Genomic DNA, 23,181 nt, shown 5'->3' with positions numbered 1-23,181 from the left:
CCTTAAAGCGTAGCAGGTGGTGATGATGGCTCATGGCTAAAAAGGTGCACCAGCGTCTCAACCTGCTCATCAAGCGGGGTGAGGGAGCGTTTAACAATCAGGTGAAGCGGCGTTGCTCTGCGCGCGCCGTGGCTCAGCGGCAGATGTTTCAGTACACCTTGATCCAGCTGGGTCTGGATGTGTTCTGCTGGCAGCCAGCCGTAGCCAACCTGAGAGACAACGGCCTCAATGGCGGCATCAATGGTGGAAAACGTCCACGACTCGCCGGCAGCGCGCGCGGTAGTCTGGTTGTCCGCAATCTGGATGAGCGGCCACGGGCGCAGCATGTCATCGTTAAGCGGTACGTCGAGGGTGAAAAGGGGATGCTGATGATGCGCCACGGCGACAAAGTCGATATTCATCAGCCATTCGCCGAGCCCTGTCATGTCCTGGCGGCGCGTCAGAACCATGATATCGGCTTCGTCATTTATGGCATCGGCACGGGACGTTTCAAGCACTTCGGTGAGGCGTACGTGGGTTTGTGGATACTGCTGCTGGAACTGACGCAGAATGGCGAACAGGCGGCGACGCGGGAAAACCGTGTCTACGACCAGATCCAACCGTGTGCGCGTGCCGTTGCGAAGGGTACCTGCGCGCGTCTCAACATACGAAAACGCTTTCAGCAACGGTTTCACCTGGTTGAGAAGAAGTTCTCCGGCTGGGGTTAGCACCGCTCGTCGTCCTTCCGGCGCCAGCAGCGCCACGCCCAGCCTCTCCTGCAACAACGCCAGGTTATAGCTGACGGAGGACTGGCTGCGATGGGTTTCTTCCGCTGCTTTGGCAAAGCTACCGGCCTCAACCACTTTCATCAGTAAAGACCATTGTTCCAGCGTCGTCTTGTGCATGACATATCTAAATTTTGGATGAGTTTGATTAAAACATAGCGTTATTCATCCATTTTTTGAAGGGGTACGATCGTCTCATCAAAACAAAGGAGACATCTTATGAACACCTTCGACAAACACGACTTAAGCGGCTTCGTTGGCAAACACCTTGTTTATACCTATGACAATGGCTGGAACTACGAGATTTACGTAAAAAATGAGACCACCCTTGATTACCGTATTCATAGCGGTCTTGTGGCAAACCGTTGGGTAAAAGATCAGCAGGCCTATATCGTACGGGTAGGGGAGAGTATCTATAAAATTTCCTGGACAGAGCCAACCGGGACGGATGTGAGCCTGATTGTAAACCTGGGCGATAAACTGTTTCACGGCACCATCTTCTTCCCGCGCTGGGTCATGAACAATCCGGAAAAAACCGTCTGCTTCCAGAACGATCATATTCCTCTTATGAATAGCTATCGCGATGCAGGTCCGGCCTATCCAACTGAAGTGATTGATGAGTTTGCTACGATCACTTTTGTACGCGATTGCGGTGCGGATAATGAAAGCGTTATTGCCTGCGCAGCCAGTGAATTACCAAATGATTTCCCTGCTAATCTTAACTAAGCGCGACAGTTGATTCCGCGACAATTCATATTAATAAAAAGTTCCCGGAGGACGGTCTATTTCCGCCGAAACCGCCGGGATTTTAATTTTGGTTGAGTATTCATTTACTTTTCTTATAATCTCAATGTAAAAGAAATGAAATATTGTCGTAAGTGTTGTGAGGCTTCCCACAAAAACGTGAAAAATTTAACATGACAGCTATCTTGCTGTTGTAAAAAGACTTCTTGTCATTCTTAATGTGCTGTCCCCCTTCTGCTTCTCACCTGTCTTAATTTTTTCCTAAGAAAACACCGCTACTTTGTTTCAGTTGATGGTTTGTTGACATAACTGTTATAGCGACTTAATTTTATTTGGTCTTTATTTAATAACCATCTTGCATGATCCCATTGAGCTGCCCATTACGACAGCGCAGTAAAAGATGACGCCTTTAATACAGCAAGGAAATTAATAATGAGTGATTTTCTGCCTTTTTCGCGACCGTCGATGGGCGCTGAGGAAATTGCGGCGCTTCAGGACGTTTTGATGTCGGGCTGGATCACCACGGGGCCTAAGAATCAGGAACTTGAAGAGGCATTCTGTCAACTTACCGGGAACCAGCATGCAATTGCCGTTTGTTCTGCAACAGCAGGAATGCATGTCACGCTGATGGCGCTGGATATTGGCCCGGGCGATGAAGTCATTACCCCCTCCCAGACCTGGGTCTCCACTCTGAATATGATTGTTTTACTGGGCGCAACGCCGGTAATGATTGATGTGGACAAAGATACCTTGATGGTGACACCCGAAGCGGTTGAAGCTGCCATCACCCCGCGTACCAAAGCGATTATCCCCGTTCATTATGCCGGCGCACCATGTGAAATCGACGCCATCCACGCCATTGGTGAACGCCACGGTATTCCGGTGATTGAAGATGCGGCTCATGCAGCCGGTACTTACTATAAAGACCGTCATGTCGGCTGGAAGGGAACGGCGATTTTCTCTTTCCACGCCATTAAAAATATGACCTGTGCAGAAGGCGGTCTCGTGGTGACGGATAACGCGCAACTTGCTGCGCGGATCCGCAGCCTGAAATTCCACGGCCTGGGTGTCGACGCGTATGACCGCCAGACGCACGGTCGTGCGCCGCAGGCAGAAGTGATTTCCCCGGGCTATAAATACAACCTGGCGGATATCAACGCCGCGCTGGCGCTGGTGCAGTTGGGCAAACTGAAGGAAGCCAACAAACGACGCAAGGAAATTGCTGAACGCTACCTGCGGGAGCTTGCCGATACGCCGTTCCAGCCGCTCACCATTCCGTCATGGCCGCATGTGCACGCCTGGCACCTGTTTATCATTCGCGTTGATGAAGCGCGCTGCGGGATTTCACGCGACAACCTGATGGCAGCGCTGAAAGAGAAAGGCATCGGTACTGGCCTGCACTTCCGCGCGGCGCATACGCAAAAATACTACCGCGAGCGTTTTCCTGATGTATCGCTCCCGAATTCAGAATGGAATAGCGCGCGTATTTGTTCTCTCCCTCTTTTCCCGGACATGACTCATGACGACACAACCCGCGTCATTACCGCGCTCCATCAGCTTGCAGGAAATTGATATGTTCAGTGCACCGCCTGTACAAAAAGTTTCTGTGGTGATCCCTGTTTATAACGAGCAGGAGAGCCTGCCTGAACTGATCCGCCGCACAACCGCCGCCTGCGACACCATGGGCAAAGCGTATGAAATTCTGCTGGTGGATGATGGCAGCAGTGATAATTCCGCCCTGATGCTGACCGAAGCCGCACAGGTAGAAGGCAGCCATGTTGTGGCCGTGTTGCTCAACCGTAATTACGGCCAGCACTCCGCCATTATGGCCGGGTTCAGCCACGTCACGGGCGATCTAATCATCACCCTGGACGCTGACCTGCAAAACCCGCCGGAAGAGATCCCGCGCCTGGTGGCGAAAGCCGATGAAGGCTATGACGTCGTCGGCACGGTGCGTCAAAACCGTCAGGACAGTATGTTCCGTAAGCTGGCCTCACGCACCATCAACCGCCTTATCCAGCGCACCACCGGTAAAGCGATGGGCGATTATGGCTGCATGCTGCGCGCCTACCGCCGCCATATTGTCGACGCCATGCTTCATTGCCATGAACGCAGCACCTTTATTCCGATTCTCGCTAACACCTTTGCCCGCAAGGCCACGGAAATTCCAGTTATGCACGCCGAGCGCGAGCATGGGGAGTCGAAGTACAGCTTTATGCGCCTCATCAACCTGATGTACGACCTCATCACCTGCCTGACCACCACACCGCTGCGCCTGCTGAGCGTTTTCGGCAGCATCATCGCCGTGGCCGGGTTTGCGCTGTCCGTACTGTTGGTCGTGCTGCGCCTGGTCTTTGGCCCGCAGTGGGCGGCGGAAGGGGTCTTCATGCTCTTTGCCGTACTGTTTATGTTCATCGGCGCCCAGTTTGTCGGAATGGGCCTGCTGGGTGAATACATTGGCCGTATCTATAACGATGTTCGCGCACGTCCGCGCTACTTTATTCAACGTGTTGTCCGTCAGGAACACAAAGCATCTCAAGAGGAAATCCACCCATGAAAGCTGTTGTATTTGCCTATCACGATATGGGGTGCACGGGCACGCTGGCCCTGCTGGAAGCGGGCTACGACATTGCTGCGATCTTTACTCATCCGGACACGGCGGGAGAGAACAACTTTTTCGGCTCTGTAGCGCGTATCGCCGCTGAACGTGGTATTCCGGTTTATGCACCGGACGATGTAAACCACCCGCTGTGGGTGGATCGCATCCGCGTGCTCGCGCCTGATGTTATCTTCTCGTTCTACTACCGTAACCTGATTTCCGACGAGATCTTAGGTCTGGCCGCCAAAGGGGCATTCAACCTTCACGGCTCCCTGCTGCCGGCCTATCGTGGCCGCGCGCCGCTGAACTGGGTACTGGTCAATGGTGAAACCGAAACCGGCGTGACCCTGCACCGTATGGTGCATCGTGCGGATGCGGGTGCTATCGTGGCACAGCAGAAAGTGGCTATTGATGCCGACGAGACGGCGCTGCAGCTGCATCAAAAGCTGAATGCAACCGCGCAGACGCTGCTGCGTGATGCACTGCCAGCGATCCTTGGCGGTACGTTCAGCGAGACTGCGCAGGATGAGAGCAAAGCGAGCACCTTTGGCCGCCGCGCACCGGAAGATGGTCGTCTGGACTGGAACAAACCCGCTCGCCAGCTGCACAACCTGGTGCGTGCGGTGACCGATCCATGGCCGGGCGCTTACAGTTTTGCGGGTGTCAGCAAATTTATCGTCTGGAAATCCCGCGTGCGCGACGACATTCCGGCGGCAAAACCGGGTACCGTTGTCTCTGTCTCCCCGCTGATCGTGAGCTGTGGTGAGCAAGCTCTGGAGATCGTTACCGGACAAACCGATAACGGTCTGTATGTTCAGGGTACTCAACTGGCACAGTCTTTAGGTCTGGTGACCGGGGCGCTGATCACCAGTGCGCCAGTTGTTGCCATCAAACGCCGCACTCGCGTGTTGATCCTCGGCGTGAACGGCTTTATCGGGAACCACCTGACCGAACGTCTGCTCAAAGACGATAACTACGAAATCTATGGTCTGGATATCGGCTCTGATGCGATCAGCCGTTTCCTTGATAACCCGCGTTTCCACTTCGTGGAAGGGGATATCAGCATCCATTCCGAATGGATCGAATATCACATTAAAAAATGCGACGTGGTGCTGCCGCTGGTTGCCATTGCTACGCCGATTGAGTACACCCGTAACCCGCTGCGCGTGTTCGAGCTGGACTTCGAAGAGAACCTGAAGATCATCCGCGATTGCGTAAAATACGACAAACGCATCATCTTCCCGTCCACCTCTGAAGTGTACGGCATGTGTACCGACAAAAACTTCGATGAAGACACCTCCAATCTGGTGGTCGGGCCGATCAACAAACAGCGCTGGATTTATTCCGTCTCCAAACAACTGCTGGACCGCGTGATTTGGGCCTACGGTGAGAAAGAAGGCCTGCGCTTTACCCTGTTCCGTCCGTTTAACTGGATGGGTCCACGTCTGGATAACCTGAACGCGGCGCGTATCGGTAGCTCACGTGCGATCACGCAGCTGATCCTCAACCTGGTTGAGGGCTCCCCAATCAAGCTTATCGAAGGCGGCAAACAGAAACGCTGCTTTACTGATATCAGCGATGGTATCGAAGCGCTGTTCCGCATCATCGAAAACAAAGATAACCGCTGCAACGGTGAGATCATCAACATCGGTAACCCGGACAACGAAGCGAGCATTCGTGAACTGGCAGAGATGCTGCTGGCAAGCTTTGAGCGCCATCCACTGCGCGATAAATTCCCGCCGTTTGCCGGTTTCCGTGAAGTGGAAAGCAGCAGCTACTACGGTAAAGGGTATCAGGACGTTGAGCACCGTAAGCCAAGCATTCGCAATGCGAAACGCTGCCTGAACTGGACGCCGACGGTGAAAATGGAGCTGACTATTGATGAGACGCTCGATTTCTTCCTGCGCACTGTGGAGCTGTCGGAACAGGACTCATGAAAAAAGTCGGTTTACGCATTGATGTCGACACCTTCAGGGGGACGCGTGACGGCGTACCCAAACTGCTGGAACTGCTGAGCAAGCACGATGTGCGTTCAAGCATTTTCTTCAGCGTGGGGCCTGACAACATGGGACGCCATTTATGGCGTCTGATTAAACCGGCGTTTCTGTTCAAAATGCTGCGCTCACGCGCAGCATCCCTCTATGGCTGGGATATTTTGCTGGCCGGGACCGCATGGCCCGGCAGGCGTATCGGTGCGGGCAATGAAGCGATTATCCGTGAAGCGACACGGCAACACGAGGTCGGCCTGCATGCCTGGGATCACCATGCCTGGCAAGCGTGGGCTGGCGTCTGGGACATATCGCGCCTGACCCGTGAAGTCGAGCGCGGTATGTTGGAGCTGGAGGCGATTACCTGCCAGCCTGTGCGCTGCTCCGCCGTGGCGGGATGGCGTGCGGACCAACGTGTTGTGAAAGCTAAAGAATCCTTCGCATTCCGCTACAACAGCGACTGTCGCGGGACCGGGCCATTTTTACCGCTGTTAGGGGAAAATCGCAACGGGACGGTGCAGATCCCGGTCACGCTTCCCACCTGGGATGAAGTGGTTGGCCGCGAGGTGAAGGCAGAGGATTTCAATCGCTATATTCTGGACCGCATGCATCGCGATACCGGTACGCCGGTGTATACCATCCACGCAGAAGTGGAAGGGATTGCGTATCAGCATGATTTCGATGAGCTGCTGACGATGGCTGCTCAGGAGGGGATTCAGTTCTGTCCGTTGAGTGAACTGCTGCCAGACGATCTCAGCGTCCTGCCCGTGGGCAAAATAGTACGTAATGAACTGGCTGGCCGGGAAGGCTGGCTTGGCTATCAACAAACCGTGAGTCCGGCCCCATGAAAACAGCCCGTTATGGCTTAGCGCTTCTCGCACTGTTTATCGTTTACTACCTCATCCCTGTCGATATCCGCCTGCTGTGGCAGCCTGATGAAACGCGCTATGCGGAAATTAGCCGCGAAATGCTGGCATCAGGAGACTGGGTTGTCCCGCATTTCCTGGGGCTGCGTTACTTTGAAAAACCGATTGCGGGCTACTGGATCAACAGTATCGGGCAATTGTTGTTTGGGGATACCAACCTTGCCGTGCGTGCCGGGGCCATATTCTCCACCGGGTTTGCGGCGCTGCTGGTCATCTGGATGGCCTGGCGTCTGTGGCGAGATAAACGTATTGCCATATTCTCCGGTCTTATCTTCCTGACGCTGTTCCTGGTGTATGGCATCGGTACGTATGCCGTGCTGGATCCCATCATCACCCTGTGGCTGGTGGCGGCGATGTGCAGTTTCTGGCTAGCATCCCAGGCTGAGACGGTTGCCGGAAAAGCAGGGGGGTACGTGCTGCTTGGGCTGGCCTGCGGTATGGGGGTGATGACCAAAGGCTTCCTGGCGCTGGCAGTACCGGTGATTGGCGTACTGCCGTGGGTCATTGCCCAAAAGCGCTGGAAAGAGGTGCTGATTTTTGGCTGGCTGGCAATCCTGAGTTGTGTGCTGATTGTCCTGCCCTGGGCACTGGCGATTGCCCATCGTGAGCCTGATTTCTGGCGTTACTTCTTCTGGGTTGAGCATATTCAGCGTTTTGCCCAGAGCGATGCCCAGCACAAAGCGCCATTCTGGTATTACCTGCCGTTCCTGGTCGCGGGTAGTCTGCCGTGGTTAGCGTTGTTGCCAGGCGCGTTCCGTCTTGGCTGGAATGACAGACAAAACGCGGCTGGCGGGTTCTATCTGTTGGGCTGGGTGGTTATGCCGTTGCTGTTCTTCAGCATTGCCAAAGGCAAGCTGCCGACCTATATCCTGCCTTGTTTTGCCCCGCTGGCGATTCTGATGGCGCGCTATGCCTGCCTCGCGGCGGAAAAAGGTGCTCGCGTGCTGCGCATTAACGGGGGGATCAACGTGGCATTTGGCGCCATTGGCGTGGTGGCTGCTCTGGTTGTCTCACCGTGGGGGCTCTCTAAACACCCGGTCTGGACGTCGGTTGAGCTGTATAAAGTCTTCTGCGCGGTGGTCGCGTTCCTGATTTGGGCCGTGGTGGGCTGGTTTACGCTCAGGCAGAGTCAGCAGCGCTGGTGGCTAGCGGCGTTGTGTCCTGCCGGGCTGGCGTTGTTGATTGGTTTTGCCATTCCTAACCTGGTGGTGGATTCCAAACAGCCGCAGTCGCTGGTCGACACCGTGCGCGATCCGCTGCAGGACAGTCGGTTTGTGCTGGCCAATAACGTCGGTGTGGCCTCTGGCCTGGCGTGGGAGCTTAAGCGTAATGACATCATTCTGTTTGGTCAGAGTGGAGAACTGCGCTATGGCCTGGATTACCCTGATGTGAAAGACCGTTTTGTGGGTAAAGCTGATTTCGCAGAGTGGCTGGCGGAACATCGACAGCAGGGGCGCATATCGCTGGTGATTCTGCTGTCAAAAAGCGACGATCTTAAGCGGGCTAATTTGCCAGAACCGGACAGCGTGTATATCCAGGGTCGTCTGGCCTACCTTCAGTATCTACCGAAGTGATGACCTGGCTCTGGCTGATACTGGCAAGCTTGCTCAGCTGTGCGGGACAACTTTGCCAGAAACAAGCCACCCGTCCGGCGAAAGCCGGGCGGCGTGGTGTACATATCGCGCTGTGGCTTGGCCTGGCCCTGTTGGCATTGGGCTGCGGGATGCTGGTCTGGCTGGTGGTCTTACAACGTATGCCTGTGGGCATTGCTTACCCGATGTTAAGCCTCAATTTTGTCTGGGTGACGCTAGCGGCGAAGACCGTCTGGCGTGAGAACGTTGCTTCGCATCACTGGCTGGGTGTTGGGTTTATCATCATTGGCATTATTGTGCTGGGAGGAAGCCTGTGAAAGGAACGTTCTGGGCCCTATGCAGCGTACTGTTAGTCAGCGCCGCGCAGCTGCTGCTGCGAAGCGCCATGCAGGCGCTCCCCCCCGTCAGTGATGTCCTGGCGTTAATTTCTGCCCTCTGGCATTTCTCATCCGGTACCGGTGCGCTGCTGCTGGGGTTAACGGGGTATGTCGCCTCAATGGGGTGCTGGTATCTGGCCTTGCATCGTATGGCGCTCAGCAAAGCGTATGCCTTGCTGAGCCTCAGCTATATCCTGGTGTGGGGCGCTGCAATCTTGTTGCCGGGCTGGGAGGAACGCTTCTCCTGGCACGGGCTGGTGGGGGTGGGGTTTATTATTCTGGGCGTGCTGACTATTTTCCGACCAGCGCGTCGTCAACCGAGTGAATCCGCGCGGCAGTGAGTTCGTAGGGTGTTGCGGTGCAAACGGCAAGGCTGAGTAAACCGACCTGGCACTGGCTTGATGAATGGAGCGCGCGGGCTGAACTGTCAATGCTGACCATCTGCCAGGCATGACCGTCGCGTTGTTTAAGAATCGCCTTTTTTCGCGTCCAGATGCGCCAGAATGCAGTAAGCTGGCCTTCTGGCGTTTCCTTTTCCAGCTCATCGTGTTCGGCATTGCTGAACACGGCATTGGCAAGCGTACGCCAGTTATCCTGCTGGCGAATGTGTTCCAGTGAACAGCCAACATCGCCTTCATCACTGATAATTAAAGCAATATCGTCGCCCGAGTGGCTACTGCTGAACCACAGTGGATAGTCGCCAGCAAAAATGGCTTTCCCTTGTTCGCTGTAGATAATCTCCGGGAGTTGTTCTGGAGCCAACAGCCGAGAAAGCAACCCGCGATCGGCCAGCCAGCGAGCACGCTGAGCGCCTTCCGGCGCGTGTCGGGAGAGTGCTTCAGCCCAGCAGCTTGTGCTCAGCGAGGAAATTTTTCCCAGAAAAACCTGGTACATATAGCGTCTGGCCTTCAGTTAAAACGATGATAGCCGTAAAGTTGAGCGGCGAAACTATTACTATAATCCATTGCCCCCTTGAATTGCTAACCAGACAGGGATGCTCACCCTGGTAATCGGCTTTTCGGTCGCCCTGGCCCGAGCAGGATCGCCAGCTTGCTTCCGCCTTTGGTGGTTTCCATCCAGATCTTACACACACTGGTTAGCGGGACCGACAGTAGCATCCCGACCGGGCCCAGCAGCCATCCCCAGATCAGTAACGATAAGAATACCACCAGCGTCGACATGCCCAGCCGGTGCCCCATCATGCGCGGTTCGAGAATATTCCCCAGCACCATATGCACGACGAGGAAAAGTGCCCCGACCAACATGCATTCATAGAAACCATTAAACAGGAATGCCTGAATCATCGGTGGTACGGCGGAGAGTACCGCGCCAATATTGGGCACATAGTTGAGCAAAAACGCCAGTACGCCCCACATCAACGCAAACTGCACGCCCATCAACATCAACCCCAGCCAGACAATCACGCCGGTCCAGACGCTCAACAGCGTTTTCAGCGCCAGATATTTGGAGACGCCCTTTAACGCGCGGTGTAATCCGGCGATGTGAATTTGAGGATTATTCAGCGCAAAGCGCAGCTTATAGGGGACGTGGCGCACTTCGAACAGCATAAACACCACCGTCATGACCAGCAGAAGCATACTGGCCATCGCGCCGGAAAGTCCCGTCATCAGGGTGGTGGCGTAGGTCATGACTTTCTCTGAATCCATCCGGCGCAGCATCCGCTCTGGCGAGATATGCAGATTAAGGAAAGGCACCATCTCCTGCAGCGCCACGATCTTCCGCGTCAGCGCTTTGTTGTACTGTGGCAACATCGTGGAGAATTCGCTCAGCGAAGCCGCCAGCACGCCGAAAAGCGCCGTCAGGGCAATTAGCATCACGATGACGACGATGGTGATGGCCACCGGGCGACTGACGCCCCGACGTAAAAACCAGCTCACCAGTGGATTAAGCACAATGGCAAAAAAGAGCGCCAGCAGGAGCTGCACAATAATGTCAGCCGCGGCATGGATACCCGCAAGGATAACCACCAGGCAGGCGAGTTTTAATAAGATGTGGAGCCCAGCTTTGTCGGACGGGTTAGCGATCATACGCGTTCCTTAAAATGATGACCCGGTAAGTTTAGTGTCCGCGGTTCGCTTCGTCTGGGGCTGTTAATCTGAAAGTCGGTGCTGATTTTCTTATTGTGTCGTGGTAATAGTGAAACACTGTTGTAAAAATCCAGGTAGAACCTCATGCCCGAACCTGCCGCTGAACCGGCGCTGAGCGGACTGCGCCTCAATCTGCGCATCGTCTCCGTTGTTATTTTCAATTTCGCCAGTTATATGACCATTGGCCTGCCGCTGGCGGTTTTGCCTGGCTATGTCCATGACGTGATGGGCTTTAGCGCCTTCTGGGCGGGGCTGGTGATTAGCCTGCAGTATTTCGCCACGCTCCTGAGCCGTCCGCATGCCGGGCGTTACGCGGACCTTTTCGGCCCAAAAAGCATCGTGGTTGTAGGGTTGTGCGGCTGCTTTCTGAGTGGCCTGAGCTATTTTCTGGCCGCCACCACCAGCCACTGGCCCCTGGTTAGCCTGGTACTGCTCTGCCTGGGTCGCGTGATCCTGGGTATCGGTCAAAGTCTGGCGGGAACCGGTTCGACACTGTGGGGCGTGGGGGTGGTAGGCGCGCCGCACATTGGTCGGGTTATTTCATGGAATGGCATTGTCACCTACGGCGCAATGGCGCTGGGGGCGCCGCTTGGTGTGGCCTGTTATGCGTTTGGTGGTCTGTATGGGCTGGCGATTACCATTATGGCGGTTGCGGCTCTGGCGATCCTCTTTGCGCTGCCGCGCCCGAAAGTGAAGGCCAGCAAAGGCAAACCACTGCCGTTTCGGGCGGTGCTCGGGCGCGTCTGGCCGTATGGTATGGCCCTGGCGCTGGCGACAACGGGGTTCGGTGTGATTGCGACCTTCATTACCCTTTTCTATGACGCCAAAGGATGGGACGGCGCAGCTTTCGCGTTAACCCTGTTTAGCTGCGCGTTTGTTGGCGCGCGTTTGCTTTTCCCGAACGGTATCAACCGTCTGGGCGGGCTGAACGTGGCAATGATCTGCTTTGCGGTAGAGATAGTCGGGCTGCTGTTGACCGGCATAGCGATGATGCCATGGGTCGCAAAAGTGGGCGTCTTCCTTGCGGGAGCAGGCTTTTCACTGGTCTTCCCGGCGCTGGGGGTGGTGGCGGTAAAAGCCGTGCCGCAGCAGAACCAGGGGGCGGCGCTGGCAACCTACACGGTATTTATGGATATGTCTTTGGGCATTACCGGCCCGCTGGCAGGGCTGGTGATGACCTGGGCAGGAGTACCGGTTATTTATCTTGCTGCGGCGGGTCTGGTGGTTATCGCCTTGATGCTGACATGGCGGCTAAAAAAATGGCCCCCGGTGCAGGCACCGGAGGCCACGTCATCCTCGTGAAGGATTACTGGATCACGAGGGTGTTAATGATGTTTTCAGCCGCAGTCTGCGCTTTCTGCTGATCGTCCGCTGGCAGGGTGATCTGCATAGTCAGCAGTTTGTTATCGACCTTACCCAGCACCACAGACGAGTACGCGGTCTGGCCTTTTGCGGAGATGATGCTATCCAGCTGTTGCAGCGTGTGGCCTTTCAGTTCGATGGACTTATTGGTCACCACCTGCAGCTGCGGGTCGCGGCTGCGCTGCTGATCTTCCAGACGTTTTGACAGTACGCTCAGATCTTCGCTGGTGTCGTCACCCACAATCACAATGACGGCTTTCTGCCCGGTTGCGTCGGAATAAACGTGCATATTGTTCGCCTGAGTGCCCAGCTTACCGCTCTGGTCAGTCATATCGGCTGGCAGAGAGAAACTGAGTTTGCCATCCAGCAGATTCACCGGCTGACCGGTCGCATTGCTCTCTGCAGATGCACCCTGAGCAGGCGTTTTCGTGTCGCTGTTATCACAGGCTGCAAGACCCACAACCAGCAGGCCAATCCCGACATATTTAACCAGATTGCGCATTGACTTCTTCCTTTCGATAAACGGCCATAACGGCTCATTCGCTCATCTTATCACAACTGATAAAGCGAACCCTTAACCAGCCTGCAATGCCGTGATTTCAGATTTATCTGCCAGCCTTTTCAGCAGCATATTCAGCAGCACACCGTACATTGGCAGGAAGAAGACAATACTGATGAGCACCTTGAAGCAGTAGTCCACCAGGGCGATCTCCATCCAGTGCTCGGCCATGAACGCATCCGGGCTGTGCCAGAAGGCGATGAAGAAGAAGGCCAGCGTATCGCTCACGTTACCGAACAGCGTCGAGGCGGTCGGGGCCATCCACCAGCGGTGATTCTGACGCAGGCGGTTAAACACATGCACGTCGAGGATCTGCCCCAGCGCATAAGCCATAAAGCTTGCGGTGGCGATTCGGGCGACAAACAGGTTGAAGTGGGTTAGCGCCTCAAAACCCTGCCAACTGCCCATATAGAACAGGGACGAAATCACGTAAGACACGAACAGCGCCGGGAGCATGACCGCAAAAATAATGCGGCGAGCCAGCGGTGCGCCAAAAATTCGCACGGTCAAATCGGTGGCGAGGAAAATAAACGGAAAACTGAACGCCCCCCAGGTGGTATGAAAACCAAAAATGGAGATGGGAAGCTGTACCAGATAGTTGCTGGAGGTGATCACCAGCAGATGAAAAAGCGAAAGCCAGAACAACGCTTTTACGCGCTGAGATTCAGAAAACTGCGTCATATTGTGACCTTTTTATACGTTGGGGTGAGGGAACCCAATAAAAACCGCAGCATGATACTGCTTTGGGCAGACATTGCAATGGTTAGTTTTTACGCAATCGTTAACCTGGTTTGCATTGATCGCTACGGGGCGTAAACTACAGCCGTTTTTACCTGACCGAGAAAATCATGACCGACCTGTTTTCCAGCCCGGACCACACTCTTGATGCCCAGGGCCTTCGCTGCCCGGAGCCGGTAATGATGGTGCGCAAAACCGTGCGTAACATGCAATCCGGCGAAACGCTGCTGATCATCGCCGACGACCCGGCGACCACCCGCGATATCCCCGGATTTTGTACCTTTATGGAGCATGAGCTGGTGGCTCAGCAGACTGAAGCGATGCCGTACCGGTATTTGATTCGTAAGGGGTAGATGGGCAGCCCCTGCGGCCTGATGCCCTCACTCCGACCCTCTCCTTTCGGGAGAGGGAGAACGTCACCCCTTCATCCACGTCCGTATCCCGTCCAGGAACATCTGCGTCGCCATCATCACCAGAATCAGCCCCATCAGGCGTTCCAGCGCGTTCACCCCTTTCTCACCCAGCAGGCGCAGGAACAGGGACGACTGCAGCAGGATGATAAATGTCCCACCCCAGGCGATCAGCAGGGCAATCACCAGATGGCTCATCTGGTTCGGATACTGATGTGACAGCAGCATCAGCGTCGCCAGAATGGTCGGCCCGGCGACGAGAGGAATCGCCAGCGGCACAATAAATGGCTCTTCACCCGCAGGCAGGCCGCTGCTGCTGCCTTCCGCGCTCGGGAAAATCATCTTTATGGCAATCAGGAACAGGATAATCCCGCCGGAAATCGACACGGTTTCGGCACGCAGGTTCAGGAAGGCGAGGATTTTTTCGCCCGCAAACAGGAAGATAAACATCACCAGCAGCGCGATAAGCAGCTCGCGGATCATGATCGCCCGACGGCGCTTTGGCTCGGTGTGCTTCAGCACCGACATGAAGATCGGCAGGTTTCCGAGTGGATCCATTATCAGGATCAATAAAACCGCCGCGGAAATGATTTCACTCATGTAAATTATCCCTGAAACTCTCTATGGTTATTATGATGATTAGCTCTTTTTCTGATTGCCGGGCAATCATCGATTAATTTCGCTTGCGACTTTGGCAGCATTTTGTAATGTGAAGCATATCCCAGTTCAATACTGGCTTGCACAAACAGCACACACCCTCTGCAGGAAAAAAATGCTATGAAAAACGTTGGTTTTATCGGCTGGCGCGGTATGGTCGGCTCTGTACTCATGCAACGCATGGTTGAAGAGCGCGATTTCGACGCTATCCGCCCGGTCTTCTTCTCCACTTCCCAGCTCGGCCAGGCTGCTCCGTCCTTTGGTGGTACCACAGGCACGTTGCAGGATGCTTACGATCTGGAAGCGCTGAAGGCACTCGATATTATTGTCACGTGCCAGGGCGGCGATTATACCAACGAAATCTATCCAAAGCTGCGTGAAAGCGGCTGGCAGGGCTACTGGATTGACGCGGCCTCTTCGCTTCGCATGAAAGACGATGCCATCATCATTCTTGACCCGGTTAACCAGGGCGTGATCACCGACGGCCTGAACAACGGCGTGAAAACCTTTGTTGGCGGTAACTGCACCGTCAGCCTGATGCTGATGTCTCTGGGCGGCTTGTTCTCGCAAGATCTGGTGGAGTGGGTCTCCGTGGCGACGTACCAGGCGGCTTCCGGCGGCGGTGCGCGTCATATGCGCGAGCTGCTGACCCAGATGGGCCAGCTGCACCAGAGCGTCGCGACCGAGCTGGCAGACCCGGCGTCCGCGATTCTGGATATCGAGCGTAAAGTCACCCAGCTGACCCGCAGCGGCGAGCTGCCGGTGGATAACTTCGGCGTACCGCTGGCCGGTGGCCTGATCCCGTGGATCGATAAACAGCTGGATAACGGCCAGACTCGCGAAGAGTGGAAGGGCCAGGCCGAGACCAACAAAATTCTCGCCACCGCGAATACTATTCCGGTTGATGGCCTGTGCGTGCGCATTGGCGCGCTGCGCTGCCACAGCCAGGCCTTCACCCTTAAACTGAAAAAAGATGTGTCTATTCCGACCGTGGAAGAGCTGCTGGCTGCACACAACCCGTGGGCGAAAGTGGTACCAAACGATCGCGATATCACCATGCGTGAACTGACCCCTGCAGCCGTGACCGGCACGTTGACCACGCCTGTCGGCCGTCTGCGTAAGCTGAACATGGGGCCGGAGTACCTCTCCGCGTTCACCGTTGGCGACCAGCTCTTATGGGGTGCCGCCGAGCCGCTGCGCCGCATGCTGCGCCAGCTGGCGTAATAATTTGTTAACGACCGGGGGTGATTTTCACCCCCTTTTTTTGCGTACTACATGGAGTAAAACGCGTATGTCTTATTTTTTATCAGGAGTCATTTAGAGCGTTGGCTATGCTTTAAGGAAGAGTCATTTCTTACCTGAGGTTAGGACGGGCTGTGAGGATGCTCGTTCAGGTCACATTAAAGTCGTCCCAGGCGCTAAAAAAGGACGACATAAAAAACAGGATGAATACCATGTCCGATCGTGTGGATAGAGACGTGATTAATGCGCTTATTGCGGGTCATTTTGCCGACCCCTTTTCCGTGCTGGGGATGCACCGTACAGAGACCGGGCTGGAAGTCCGGGCGTTGTTACCGGATGCGACAGAAGTGTGGGTTATCGAACCCAAAACCGGCCGCAAAGTGGGCAATCTGGAATGCCTCGACTCGCGTGGTTTCTTCTCTGGCGTGATGCCCCGTCGTAAAAACCCTTTCCGTTATCAGCTCGCCGTCATCTGGCACGGCCAGCAAAATCTCATTGATGATCCCTACAGCTTTGGTCCTCTTTTGCAGGAGATGGACGCATGGCTGCTGTCTGAAGGAACCCATTTGCGGCCTTATGAAACGCTGGGTGCCCATGCAGACACGATGGATGGTATCACCGGCACGCGGTTTGCCGTGTGGGCACCCAACGCCCAACGCGTCTCCGTTGTCGGACAATTCAACTACTGGGACGGCCGTCGCCACCCGATGCGCCTGCGCCGGGAAACGGGGATCTGGGAGCTGTTTATCCCCGGTGCGCACAACGGACAGCTCTACAAATTCGAGATGATCGATGCCCACGGCAAGCTGCGCATTAAAGCCGACCCGTACGCCTTTGAAGCCCAGATGCGCCCGGATACGGCATCGCTGATTTGTGGCCTGCCAGAGAAGATCACTCAGACGGAAGAGCGCAAACAGGCCAACCGCTTCGATGCACCTATCTCCGTCTATGAAGTGCATCTTGGCTCATGGCGCCGCCACACCGATAACAACTTCTGGCTCAGCTACCGGGAGCTTGCCGACCAGCTGGTGCCGTATGCCAAATGGATGGGCTTTACTCACCTTGAGCTGTTGCCGGTCAACGAGCATCCGTTCGATGGTAGCTGGGGTTATCAGCCAACCGGGCTGTATGCGCCTACGCGCCGCTTTGGCACGCGCGATGACTTCCGTTATTTCATCCATGCCGCGCATGCCGCCGGGCTGAATGTGATCCTCGACTGGGTGCCAGGCCATTTCCCGTCGGATGACTTTGGTTTGTCAGAGTTTGATGGTACGAAGCTGTACGAGCACAGCGACCCGCGAGAAGGTTATCACCAGGACTGGAATACGCTGATCTACAACTACGGTCGCCGCGAAGTCGCGAACTACCTGGTCGGAAATGCCCTGTACTGGATTGAGCGCTTTGGCATTGATGCTCTGCGTGTTGATGCGGTGGCATCCATGATCTATCGCGATTACAGCCGCAAAGAGGGAGAGTGGATCCCGAATGAGTTTGGTGGCCGTGAAAACCTGGAGGCGATTGAGTTCCTGCGCAGCACCAACCGCATTATCGGTGAGCAGGTGGACGGCGCGGTAACAATGGCAGAAGAGTCGACCGACTTTGCGGGCGTCTCCCGTCCGCCTTCATTAGGCGGTCTGGGGTTCTGGTACAAGTGGAACCTGGGCTGGATGCACGACACGCTCGACTACATGAAGCTCGATCCGGTATATCGTCAGTATCATCACGACAAGCTGACGTTCGGGATGCTCTACAACTACACCGAAAACTTCATGCTGCCGCTGTCGCATGATGAAGTGGTACACGGCAAAAAATCCATTCTTGACCGCATGCCGGGCGATGCGTGGCAGAAATTTGCCAACCTGCGCGCCTACTACGGCTGGATGTTTGCGTTCCCGGGCAAAAAACTGCTGTTTATGGGCAATGAGTTCGCTCAGGGACGCGAGTGGAACCACGACGCCAGCCTCGACTGGCATCTGCTGGAAGGCGGTGACAACTGGCACCACGGCGTGCAACGTCTGGTGCGTGACCTGAACCTGACCTATCGTCATCACAAAGCGCTGCACGAACTCGATTTTGACCCGTACGGCTTTGAGTGGCTGGTGGTGGATGACCATGAGCGCTCGGTGTTTGTCTTTGTGCGGCGAGATAAAGCGGGTAACGAGATCATCGTCGCCAGCAACTTCACGCCGGTGCCGCGCCAGCACTATCGCTTCGGCATTAACCAGCCGGGTAAATGGCGCGAAATCCTGAATACCGATTCCATGCACTACCACGGAAGCAATACCGGTAATGGTGGTCTGGTGCAAAGCGATGCTATCGAAAGTCACGGGCGGCCAAACTCTCTGAGTCTCACGCTACCGCCGCTTGGCACCATCTGGCTGATGCGGGAGGGGGAATGACGCAGCTTACGGCAGGTCAACCCGAACCGCTCGGGGCGAGTTTTGACGGAAAGGGTGTGAATTTCACCCTCTTTTCTGCTCACGCTGAGCGGGTAGAACTGTGTGTTTTTGACGGTGAGGGTAACGAGCACCGTTACGATTTACCGTCGCGCACGGGGGATACCTGGCACGGTTACCTGGCCGGAGGACGGCCAGGTATGCACTATGGTTTTCGCGTTCATGGTCCGTGGGAACCTGCGCAAGGGCACTGGTTTAACCCTGCAAAGCTGTTGATTGATCCGTGTGCGCACCGCGTGGACGGTGAGTTTAAAGACGACCCGATTTTCCATGTTGGTTATGGTGAGCCTGACCATCGCGACAGTGCCCATGTGGTGCCAAAAAGCGTGGTAGTGCACGATCTCTATGACTGGGAGGACGATGCGCCACCGGCCACGCCGTGGGGCAACACCGTCATTTACGAGGCCCATGTCAAAGGGCTGACGTATCTGCATCCGTCCATCCCCAAAGAGATGCGCGGCACCTACAAGGCGCTTAGCCATCCGACCATGATCGCCTACCTGAAACACCTCGGCATCACCGCTCTTGAACTGCTACCCGTCGCCCATTTTGCCAGCGAGCCGCGTCTGCAGCGGCTGGGGTTGAGCAACTACTGGGGTTACAACCCGCTGGCGATGTTCGCGCTCGAACCCCGCTATGCCGTCCATCCGGAAAAAGCGCGGGACGAGTTTCGCGATGCGGTGAAAGCGCTCCATGCTGCGGGAATTGAAGTCATTCTGGATGTGGTGCTGAACCACAGCGCAGAAAGCGATCTCGATGGTCCAACGCTCTCCATGCGCGGAATTGATAACCGTAGCTATTATTGGATCAGGCAGGGTGGCGATTACGAGAACTGGACCGGCTGCGGTAACACGCTCAATCTCAGCCATCCGGCGGTCACGCATTTTGCTTATGAATGCCTGAAATACTGGGTGGAAACGTTCCACGTGGACGGTTTTCGTTTCGACCTGGCACCCGTGATGGGACGCATGCCGGCGTTCAGCCAGCAGGCGCCGCTGTTTGAGGCGATAAAAAACTGTCCGGTGCTCTCGCAGGTCAAGCTCATCGCCGAGCCGTGGGACATCGGTGAAGGAGGCTATCAGGTCGGGAATTTCCCGCCGCTGTTTGCCGAGTGGAACGATCACTATCGCGATGCCGCGCGCCGCTTCTGGCTGGAGCGAAATCTCTCGCTGGGGGAATTTGCCGGGCGCTTTGCCGCGTCAAGCGATCTCTTTAAGCGCGACGGTAAGCGACCGTCGGCCACCGTCAACCTGTTGACGGCGCACGACGGTTTTACGCTCAGGGACTGCGTTTGTTTCAATCAGAAACACAATGAGGCGAACGGCGAAGAGAATCGCGATGGCACTAACAATAACCATAGCTTCAATCATGGTATAGAAGGGTTAGGCGGAAGCCTTGACGTTATCGAGCGGCGGCGCGCCAGCGTTCATGCGCTGCTGACAACGCTTCTGTTGTCGCAGGGGACACCGATGCTGCTGGCGGGCGATGAGCACGGCCACAGCCAGCACGGTAACAACAATGCGTATTGCCAGGACAACACCTTAACCTGGCTTGACTGGGGGGAGGCGAACAGCGGGCTGATCCATTTTACCGCTGCGCTGATCCACCTTCGCCAGCAAATCCCGGCCCTGACCACCGACCGCTGGTGGGAAGAGGGGGACGGAAACGTTCGCTGGTTGAATAAAGACGCGCAACCACTAAGCGCGCAAGAGTGGCAACACGGTGTACCACGGCTGCAAATCCTGCTTTCGGATAAATGGCTGGTTACGCTGAACGCGACGGATGATGTCGCAGAGATTGTTTTACCTGAAGGGGAATGGCGCGCCGTTCCCCCCTTTGCCGGAGCGGATAATCCGGTAGTAATGGCTGTCTGGCACGGGCCTGCGCACGGAGTGTGTGTATTCCAAAGATGATAAAAAAGGAGTTAGTCATGGTTAGATTAGAGAAGAACGATCCCTTAATGTTGGCACGCCAGCTACCATTAAAAACGGTTGCCCTGATACTCGCTGGTGGGCGTGGTACCCGTCTGAAAGATTTGACCATCAAACGCGCCAAGCCGGCTGTTCACTTTGGTGGTAAGTTCCGTATCATTGATTTCGCACTCTCCAATTGCCTCAACTCTGGCATCCGCCGCATTGGCGTCATTACGCAGTATCAATCACACACGCTGGTGCAGCATATCCAGCGTGGCTGGTCCTTCTTCAGCGAAGAGATGAATGAGTTTGTCGATCTTCTTCCGGCCCAGCAGCGCGTTCACGGCGAAAACTGGTACCGGGGCACGGCGGATGCGGTGACGCAAAACCTTGATATCATTCGTCGTTATAACGCGGAATACATCGTGATCCTCGCCGGGGATCATATTTACAAGCAAGACTACTCCCACATGCTCATCGACCATGTCGAAAAAGGGGCGCGTTGCACCGTGGCGTGTTTGCCGGTGCCCGTTGCTGAAGCGACGGCATTTGGCGTAATGCACGTGGATGCGGACGACAAAATTATCGACTTCGTCGAAAAACCTGCAAACCCACCGACCATGCCGGGAGATGATACGAAGTCACTCGCCAGTATGGGGATCTATGTCTTTGATGCAGATTACCTTTATGAACTGCTCGAAGAAGACGACAAAGACGAAAACTCCAGCCATGACTTTGGCAAAGATATCATCCCGAAAATTACGCAAGCTGGCATGGCGTATGCACATCCCTTCCCGTTGTCCTGCGTGCAATCCGACCCAAATGCGGAACCTTACTGGCGCGATGTGGGAACGCTGGAGGCGTACTGGAAGGCGAACCTCGACCTGGCTTCGGTGACCCCTGAGCTGGATATGTACGATCAGAACTGGCCGATTCGTACTCATATGGAATCGCTGCCGCCAGCCAAATTCGTTCAGGACCGTTCAGGTAGCCACGGTATGACACTGAACTCGCTGGTCTCTGGCGGATGCATTATTTCAGGGTCGGTGGTGGTGCAGTCAGTGCTGTTCCCCCGCGTGCGGATAAATTCATTCTGTAATATTGATTCGGCAGTCTTATTGCCGGATGTCTGGGTAGGACGTTCGTGTCGCCTGCGTCGTTGCGTTATCGACCGCGCCTGTGTCATTCCTGAGGGGATGGTCATTGGTGAAAATGCGGAAGAAGACGCGCGTCGCTTCTACCGTTCGGAAGAGGGAATCGTGTTAGTAACACGGGAAATGTTGCGGAAGCTGCAGATCAAACAGGAGCGATGATGCAGGTTTTACACGTATGTTCTGAGATGTTCCCGTTGTTAAAAACGGGCGGCCTGGCGGATGTTCTTGGTGCATTACCGGCGGCGCAAATCGCCGGAGGGGTGGATACCCGAGTCCTGCTGCCCGCATTTCCGGATATCCGGCGTGGTATTCCTGATGCAAAAGTGGTGACGCGTCGTGAGACTTTTGCCGGGCGCATCACCCTGCTGTTTGGACATTACAACGGCGTTGGGATCTACCTGATTGACGCGCCGCACTTATACGACAGGCCCGGGAGTCCGTATCACGACACCAACCTGTTTGCTTACCCGGACAACGTACTGCGCTTTGCGTTGCTCGGCTGGGTCGGTGCAGAAATGGCGACGGGGCTGGATCCGTTCTGGCGTCCGGATGTGGTGCACGCGCACGACTGGCACGCCGGGCTTGCCCCGGCGTATCTGGCCGCGCGCGGCCACCCGGCCAGGTCAGTCTTTACCGTGCATAACCTGGCATATCAGGGGATGTACTATGCCCATCACATGCATGAAATCGATCTGCCATTGTCGTTCTATAACATGCACGGGCTGGAGTTTAACGGGCAGATCTCGTTCCTGAAAGCCGGGCTTTACTATGCCGATCATATTACCGCCGTGAGCCCGACTTACGCCCGGGAAATTACCCAGCCGGAGTTTGGTTATGGTCTGGAAGGGCTACTGCGACAGCGGCATCGTGAAGGGCGCCTGTCGGGTATTTTGAACGGTGTGGATGAAAAGATCTGGAGCCCGGAAACCGATCTCCTGCTGGCGTCGCGCTATGGCCGTGATTCGGTCGAGGACAAAGCCGAAAACAAGCGCCAGCTGCAAATTGCCATGGGTCTGAAGGTGAACGACAAAGTCCCGTTGTTCGCCGTGGTCAGCCGTCTGACCAGCCAGAAAGGGCTGGATCTGGTGCTGGAAGCGCTGCCTGGTTTACTGGAACAGGGAGGGCAACTGGCTCTGCTCGGCGCGGGCGACCCGGTATTGCAGGAAGGTTTTCTGGCTGCGGCGGCGGAACATCCCGGTCAGGTTGGGGTGCAGATTGGCTATCACGAGGCGTTTTCGCACCGCATTATGGGCGGCGCGGACGTCATCCTGGTGCCAAGCCGTTTCGAACCCTGCGGCCTGACGCAACTCTACGGCCTGAAATACGGCACGTTACCGCTGGTGCGTCGCACGGGTGGGCTGGCTGACACGGTTTCCGACAGCTCTCTGGAAAACCTGGCGGACGGTATCGCCAGCGGGTTTGTGTTTGAAGACAGTAATGCCTGGTCGTTGTTACGGGCGATTCGGCGTGCTTTTGTTTTATGGTCCCGGCCTTCCTTGTGGCGTTATGTTCAGCGCCAGGCGATGAGCATGGACTTTAGCTGGCACGTTGCGGCGCAGTCATACCGCGATCTTTATCAACGCTTGATGTAA

General features: G+C 55.5%; 21 protein-coding genes. 15 read left to right on the top strand and 6 right to left on the bottom strand.

Features of this window, described 5'->3' with window-relative positions; translation table 11 throughout:
• Positions 1 to 2: 2 nt before the first annotated feature.
• Positions 3 to 884 carry a LysR family transcriptional regulator gene (locus LCD46_21370; GenBank protein UOY70544.1) on the bottom strand — a complete coding sequence of 294 codons (882 nt, stop codon included), beginning with the start codon at positions 882 to 884 and terminating at the stop codon, positions 3 to 5.
• 99 nt (positions 885 to 983) lie between these two features.
• Between LCD46_21370 and LCD46_21365 the strand changes: the two genes are divergently transcribed.
• From LCD46_21365 to LCD46_21330, 8 genes are all read left to right on the top strand, one after another.
• Positions 984 to 1,490, top strand: a complete 507-nt coding sequence (locus tag LCD46_21365) for a phenolic acid decarboxylase (protein ID UOY70543.1) — start codon at positions 984 to 986, stop codon at positions 1,488 to 1,490.
• A 450-nt stretch (positions 1,491 to 1,940) separates the two neighbouring features.
• Entirely contained in the window at positions 1,941 to 3,080 is a 1,140-nt protein-coding gene (gene arnB / locus LCD46_21360; GenBank protein ID UOY70542.1) for a UDP-4-amino-4-deoxy-L-arabinose aminotransferase, read from the top strand.
• A 1-nt stretch (position 3,081) separates the two neighbouring features.
• On the top strand, positions 3,082 to 4,065 hold the full coding sequence (arnC, locus tag LCD46_21355) for an undecaprenyl-phosphate 4-deoxy-4-formamido-L-arabinose transferase (GenBank protein UOY73021.1): 984 nt from the start codon (positions 3,082 to 3,084) through the stop codon (positions 4,063 to 4,065).
• Positions 4,062 to 6,044, top strand: a complete 1,983-nt coding sequence (gene arnA, locus LCD46_21350; GenBank protein ID UOY70541.1) for a bifunctional UDP-4-amino-4-deoxy-L-arabinose formyltransferase/UDP-glucuronic acid oxidase ArnA — start codon at positions 4,062 to 4,064, stop codon at positions 6,042 to 6,044. Before arnC ends, arnA begins: the two co-directional genes overlap by 4 nt.
• On the top strand, positions 6,041 to 6,943 hold the full coding sequence (locus tag LCD46_21345; protein ID UOY70540.1) for a 4-deoxy-4-formamido-L-arabinose-phosphoundecaprenol deformylase: 903 nt from the start codon (positions 6,041 to 6,043) through the stop codon (positions 6,941 to 6,943). The genes arnA and LCD46_21345 overlap by 4 nt, the downstream gene beginning before the upstream one ends.
• On the top strand, positions 6,940 to 8,595 hold the full coding sequence (gene arnT, locus LCD46_21340; GenBank protein ID UOY70539.1) for a lipid IV(A) 4-amino-4-deoxy-L-arabinosyltransferase: 1,656 nt from the start codon (positions 6,940 to 6,942) through the stop codon (positions 8,593 to 8,595). The genes LCD46_21345 and arnT overlap by 4 nt, the downstream gene beginning before the upstream one ends.
• Positions 8,592 to 8,930: a 4-amino-4-deoxy-L-arabinose-phosphoundecaprenol flippase subunit ArnE gene (gene arnE, locus LCD46_21335; GenBank protein ID UOY70538.1), complete on the top strand. Its 339-nt coding sequence runs from the start codon at positions 8,592 to 8,594 to the stop codon at positions 8,928 to 8,930. The genes arnT and arnE overlap by 4 nt, the downstream gene beginning before the upstream one ends.
• Positions 8,927 to 9,331 (top strand): 4-amino-4-deoxy-L-arabinose-phospho-UDP flippase, encoded by a 405-nt coding sequence (locus tag LCD46_21330; protein ID UOY70537.1) that lies wholly within the window; start codon positions 8,927 to 8,929, stop codon positions 9,329 to 9,331. The genes arnE and LCD46_21330 overlap by 4 nt, the downstream gene beginning before the upstream one ends.
• On the opposite strand, the gene acpT is transcribed toward LCD46_21330, so the two are convergent.
• Positions 9,282 to 9,884, bottom strand: a complete 603-nt coding sequence (acpT, locus tag LCD46_21325) for a 4'-phosphopantetheinyl transferase AcpT (protein UOY70536.1) — start codon at positions 9,882 to 9,884, stop codon at positions 9,282 to 9,284. The two genes, LCD46_21330 and acpT, sit on opposite strands and share 50 nt — an antisense overlap.
• Positions 9,885 to 9,988: 104 nt before the next feature.
• A complete protein-coding gene (locus LCD46_21320; GenBank protein ID UOY70535.1) occupies positions 9,989 to 11,038 on the bottom strand; it encodes an AI-2E family transporter in 1,050 nt (349 codons plus the stop codon).
• 144 nt (positions 11,039 to 11,182) lie between these two features.
• Between LCD46_21320 and LCD46_21315 the strand changes: the two genes are divergently transcribed.
• A complete protein-coding gene (locus LCD46_21315) occupies positions 11,183 to 12,400 on the top strand; it encodes an MFS transporter (protein UOY70534.1) in 1,218 nt (405 codons plus the stop codon).
• A gap of 4 nt (positions 12,401 to 12,404) precedes the next feature.
• Here LCD46_21315 and LCD46_21310 read toward each other — a convergent pair whose 3' ends face one another.
• Positions 12,405 to 12,962, bottom strand: a complete 558-nt coding sequence (locus LCD46_21310; GenBank protein UOY70533.1) for a DcrB family lipoprotein — start codon at positions 12,960 to 12,962, stop codon at positions 12,405 to 12,407.
• A gap of 72 nt (positions 12,963 to 13,034) precedes the next feature.
• Complete coding sequence (locus tag LCD46_21305) at positions 13,035 to 13,700, bottom strand: 7-cyano-7-deazaguanine/7-aminomethyl-7-deazaguanine transporter (GenBank protein UOY70532.1); 666 nt, start codon at positions 13,698 to 13,700, stop codon at positions 13,035 to 13,037.
• Positions 13,701 to 13,867: 167 nt separating this feature from the next.
• On the opposite strand from LCD46_21305, the gene tusA reads away from it, so the two are divergent.
• The gene (tusA, locus tag LCD46_21300; GenBank protein UOY70531.1) at positions 13,868 to 14,110 is read left to right on the top strand and encodes a sulfurtransferase TusA; all 243 of its coding nucleotides are present in this window, start codon (positions 13,868 to 13,870) and stop codon (positions 14,108 to 14,110) included.
• A 63-nt stretch (positions 14,111 to 14,173) separates the two neighbouring features.
• Here the strand turns inward: tusA and yhgN are convergent, their stop codons facing one another.
• Complete coding sequence (gene yhgN, locus LCD46_21295; protein UOY70530.1) at positions 14,174 to 14,767, bottom strand: NAAT family transporter YhgN; 594 nt, start codon at positions 14,765 to 14,767, stop codon at positions 14,174 to 14,176.
• Positions 14,768 to 14,944: 177 nt separating this feature from the next.
• On the opposite strand from yhgN, the gene asd reads away from it, so the two are divergent.
• The 5 genes from asd to glgA all read left to right on the top strand — a co-directional run bounded on the left by asd (position 14,945) and on the right by glgA (position 23,181).
• Positions 14,945 to 16,048: an aspartate-semialdehyde dehydrogenase gene (asd, locus tag LCD46_21290; GenBank protein UOY70529.1), complete on the top strand. Its 1,104-nt coding sequence runs from the start codon at positions 14,945 to 14,947 to the stop codon at positions 16,046 to 16,048.
• 230 nt (positions 16,049 to 16,278) lie between these two features.
• Complete coding sequence (glgB, locus tag LCD46_21285) at positions 16,279 to 18,465, top strand: 1,4-alpha-glucan branching enzyme (protein ID UOY70528.1); 2,187 nt, start codon at positions 16,279 to 16,281, stop codon at positions 18,463 to 18,465.
• The gene (gene glgX / locus LCD46_21280; GenBank protein ID UOY70527.1) at positions 18,462 to 20,435 is read left to right on the top strand and encodes a glycogen debranching protein GlgX; all 1,974 of its coding nucleotides are present in this window, start codon (positions 18,462 to 18,464) and stop codon (positions 20,433 to 20,435) included. Before glgB ends, glgX begins: the two co-directional genes overlap by 4 nt.
• A gap of 17 nt (positions 20,436 to 20,452) precedes the next feature.
• Positions 20,453 to 21,748, top strand: a complete 1,296-nt coding sequence (gene glgC / locus LCD46_21275) for a glucose-1-phosphate adenylyltransferase (GenBank protein ID UOY70526.1) — start codon at positions 20,453 to 20,455, stop codon at positions 21,746 to 21,748.
• On the top strand, positions 21,748 to 23,181 hold the full coding sequence (glgA, locus tag LCD46_21270; GenBank protein UOY70525.1) for a glycogen synthase GlgA: 1,434 nt from the start codon (positions 21,748 to 21,750) through the stop codon (positions 23,179 to 23,181). Before glgC ends, glgA begins: the two co-directional genes overlap by 1 nt.

It is taken from the genome of Enterobacter ludwigii (assembly GCA_023023105.1).
Taxonomy (GTDB): Bacteria; Pseudomonadota; Gammaproteobacteria; order Enterobacterales; family Enterobacteriaceae; genus Enterobacter; species Enterobacter adelaidei.
The sequence above is the reverse complement of the archived record's forward strand: the minus strand, read 5'-3'. Positions and strand labels throughout refer to the sequence as shown.

Coding starts and splice junctions, on each gene's coding strand:
- LCD46_21370 (UOY70544.1), bottom strand. CDS start 884: ATGCACAAGACGACGCTGGAACAATGGTCTTTACTGATGAAAGTGGTT.
- LCD46_21365 (UOY70543.1), top strand. CDS start 984: ATGAACACCTTCGACAAACACGACTTAAGCGGCTTCGTTGGCAAACAC.
- arnB (UOY70542.1), top strand. CDS start 1,941: ATGAGTGATTTTCTGCCTTTTTCGCGACCGTCGATGGGCGCTGAGGAA.
- arnC (UOY73021.1), top strand. CDS start 3,082: ATGTTCAGTGCACCGCCTGTACAAAAAGTTTCTGTGGTGATCCCTGTT.
- arnA (UOY70541.1), top strand. CDS start 4,062: ATGAAAGCTGTTGTATTTGCCTATCACGATATGGGGTGCACGGGCACG.
- LCD46_21345 (UOY70540.1), top strand. CDS start 6,041: ATGAAAAAAGTCGGTTTACGCATTGATGTCGACACCTTCAGGGGGACG.
- arnT (UOY70539.1), top strand. CDS start 6,940: ATGAAAACAGCCCGTTATGGCTTAGCGCTTCTCGCACTGTTTATCGTT.
- acpT (UOY70536.1), bottom strand. CDS start 9,884: ATGTACCAGGTTTTTCTGGGAAAAATTTCCTCGCTGAGCACAAGCTGC.
- LCD46_21320 (UOY70535.1), bottom strand. CDS start 11,038: ATGATCGCTAACCCGTCCGACAAAGCTGGGCTCCACATCTTATTAAAA.
- LCD46_21315 (UOY70534.1), top strand. CDS start 11,183: ATGCCCGAACCTGCCGCTGAACCGGCGCTGAGCGGACTGCGCCTCAAT.
- LCD46_21310 (UOY70533.1), bottom strand. CDS start 12,962: ATGCGCAATCTGGTTAAATATGTCGGGATTGGCCTGCTGGTTGTGGGT.
- LCD46_21305 (UOY70532.1), bottom strand. CDS start 13,700: ATGACGCAGTTTTCTGAATCTCAGCGCGTAAAAGCGTTGTTCTGGCTT.
- tusA (UOY70531.1), top strand. CDS start 13,868: ATGACCGACCTGTTTTCCAGCCCGGACCACACTCTTGATGCCCAGGGC.
- yhgN (UOY70530.1), bottom strand. CDS start 14,767: ATGAGTGAAATCATTTCCGCGGCGGTTTTATTGATCCTGATAATGGAT.
- asd (UOY70529.1), top strand. CDS start 14,945: ATGAAAAACGTTGGTTTTATCGGCTGGCGCGGTATGGTCGGCTCTGTA.
- glgB (UOY70528.1), top strand. CDS start 16,279: ATGTCCGATCGTGTGGATAGAGACGTGATTAATGCGCTTATTGCGGGT.
- glgX (UOY70527.1), top strand. CDS start 18,462: ATGACGCAGCTTACGGCAGGTCAACCCGAACCGCTCGGGGCGAGTTTT.
- glgC (UOY70526.1), top strand. CDS start 20,453: ATGGTTAGATTAGAGAAGAACGATCCCTTAATGTTGGCACGCCAGCTA.
- glgA (UOY70525.1), top strand. CDS start 21,748: ATGCAGGTTTTACACGTATGTTCTGAGATGTTCCCGTTGTTAAAAACG.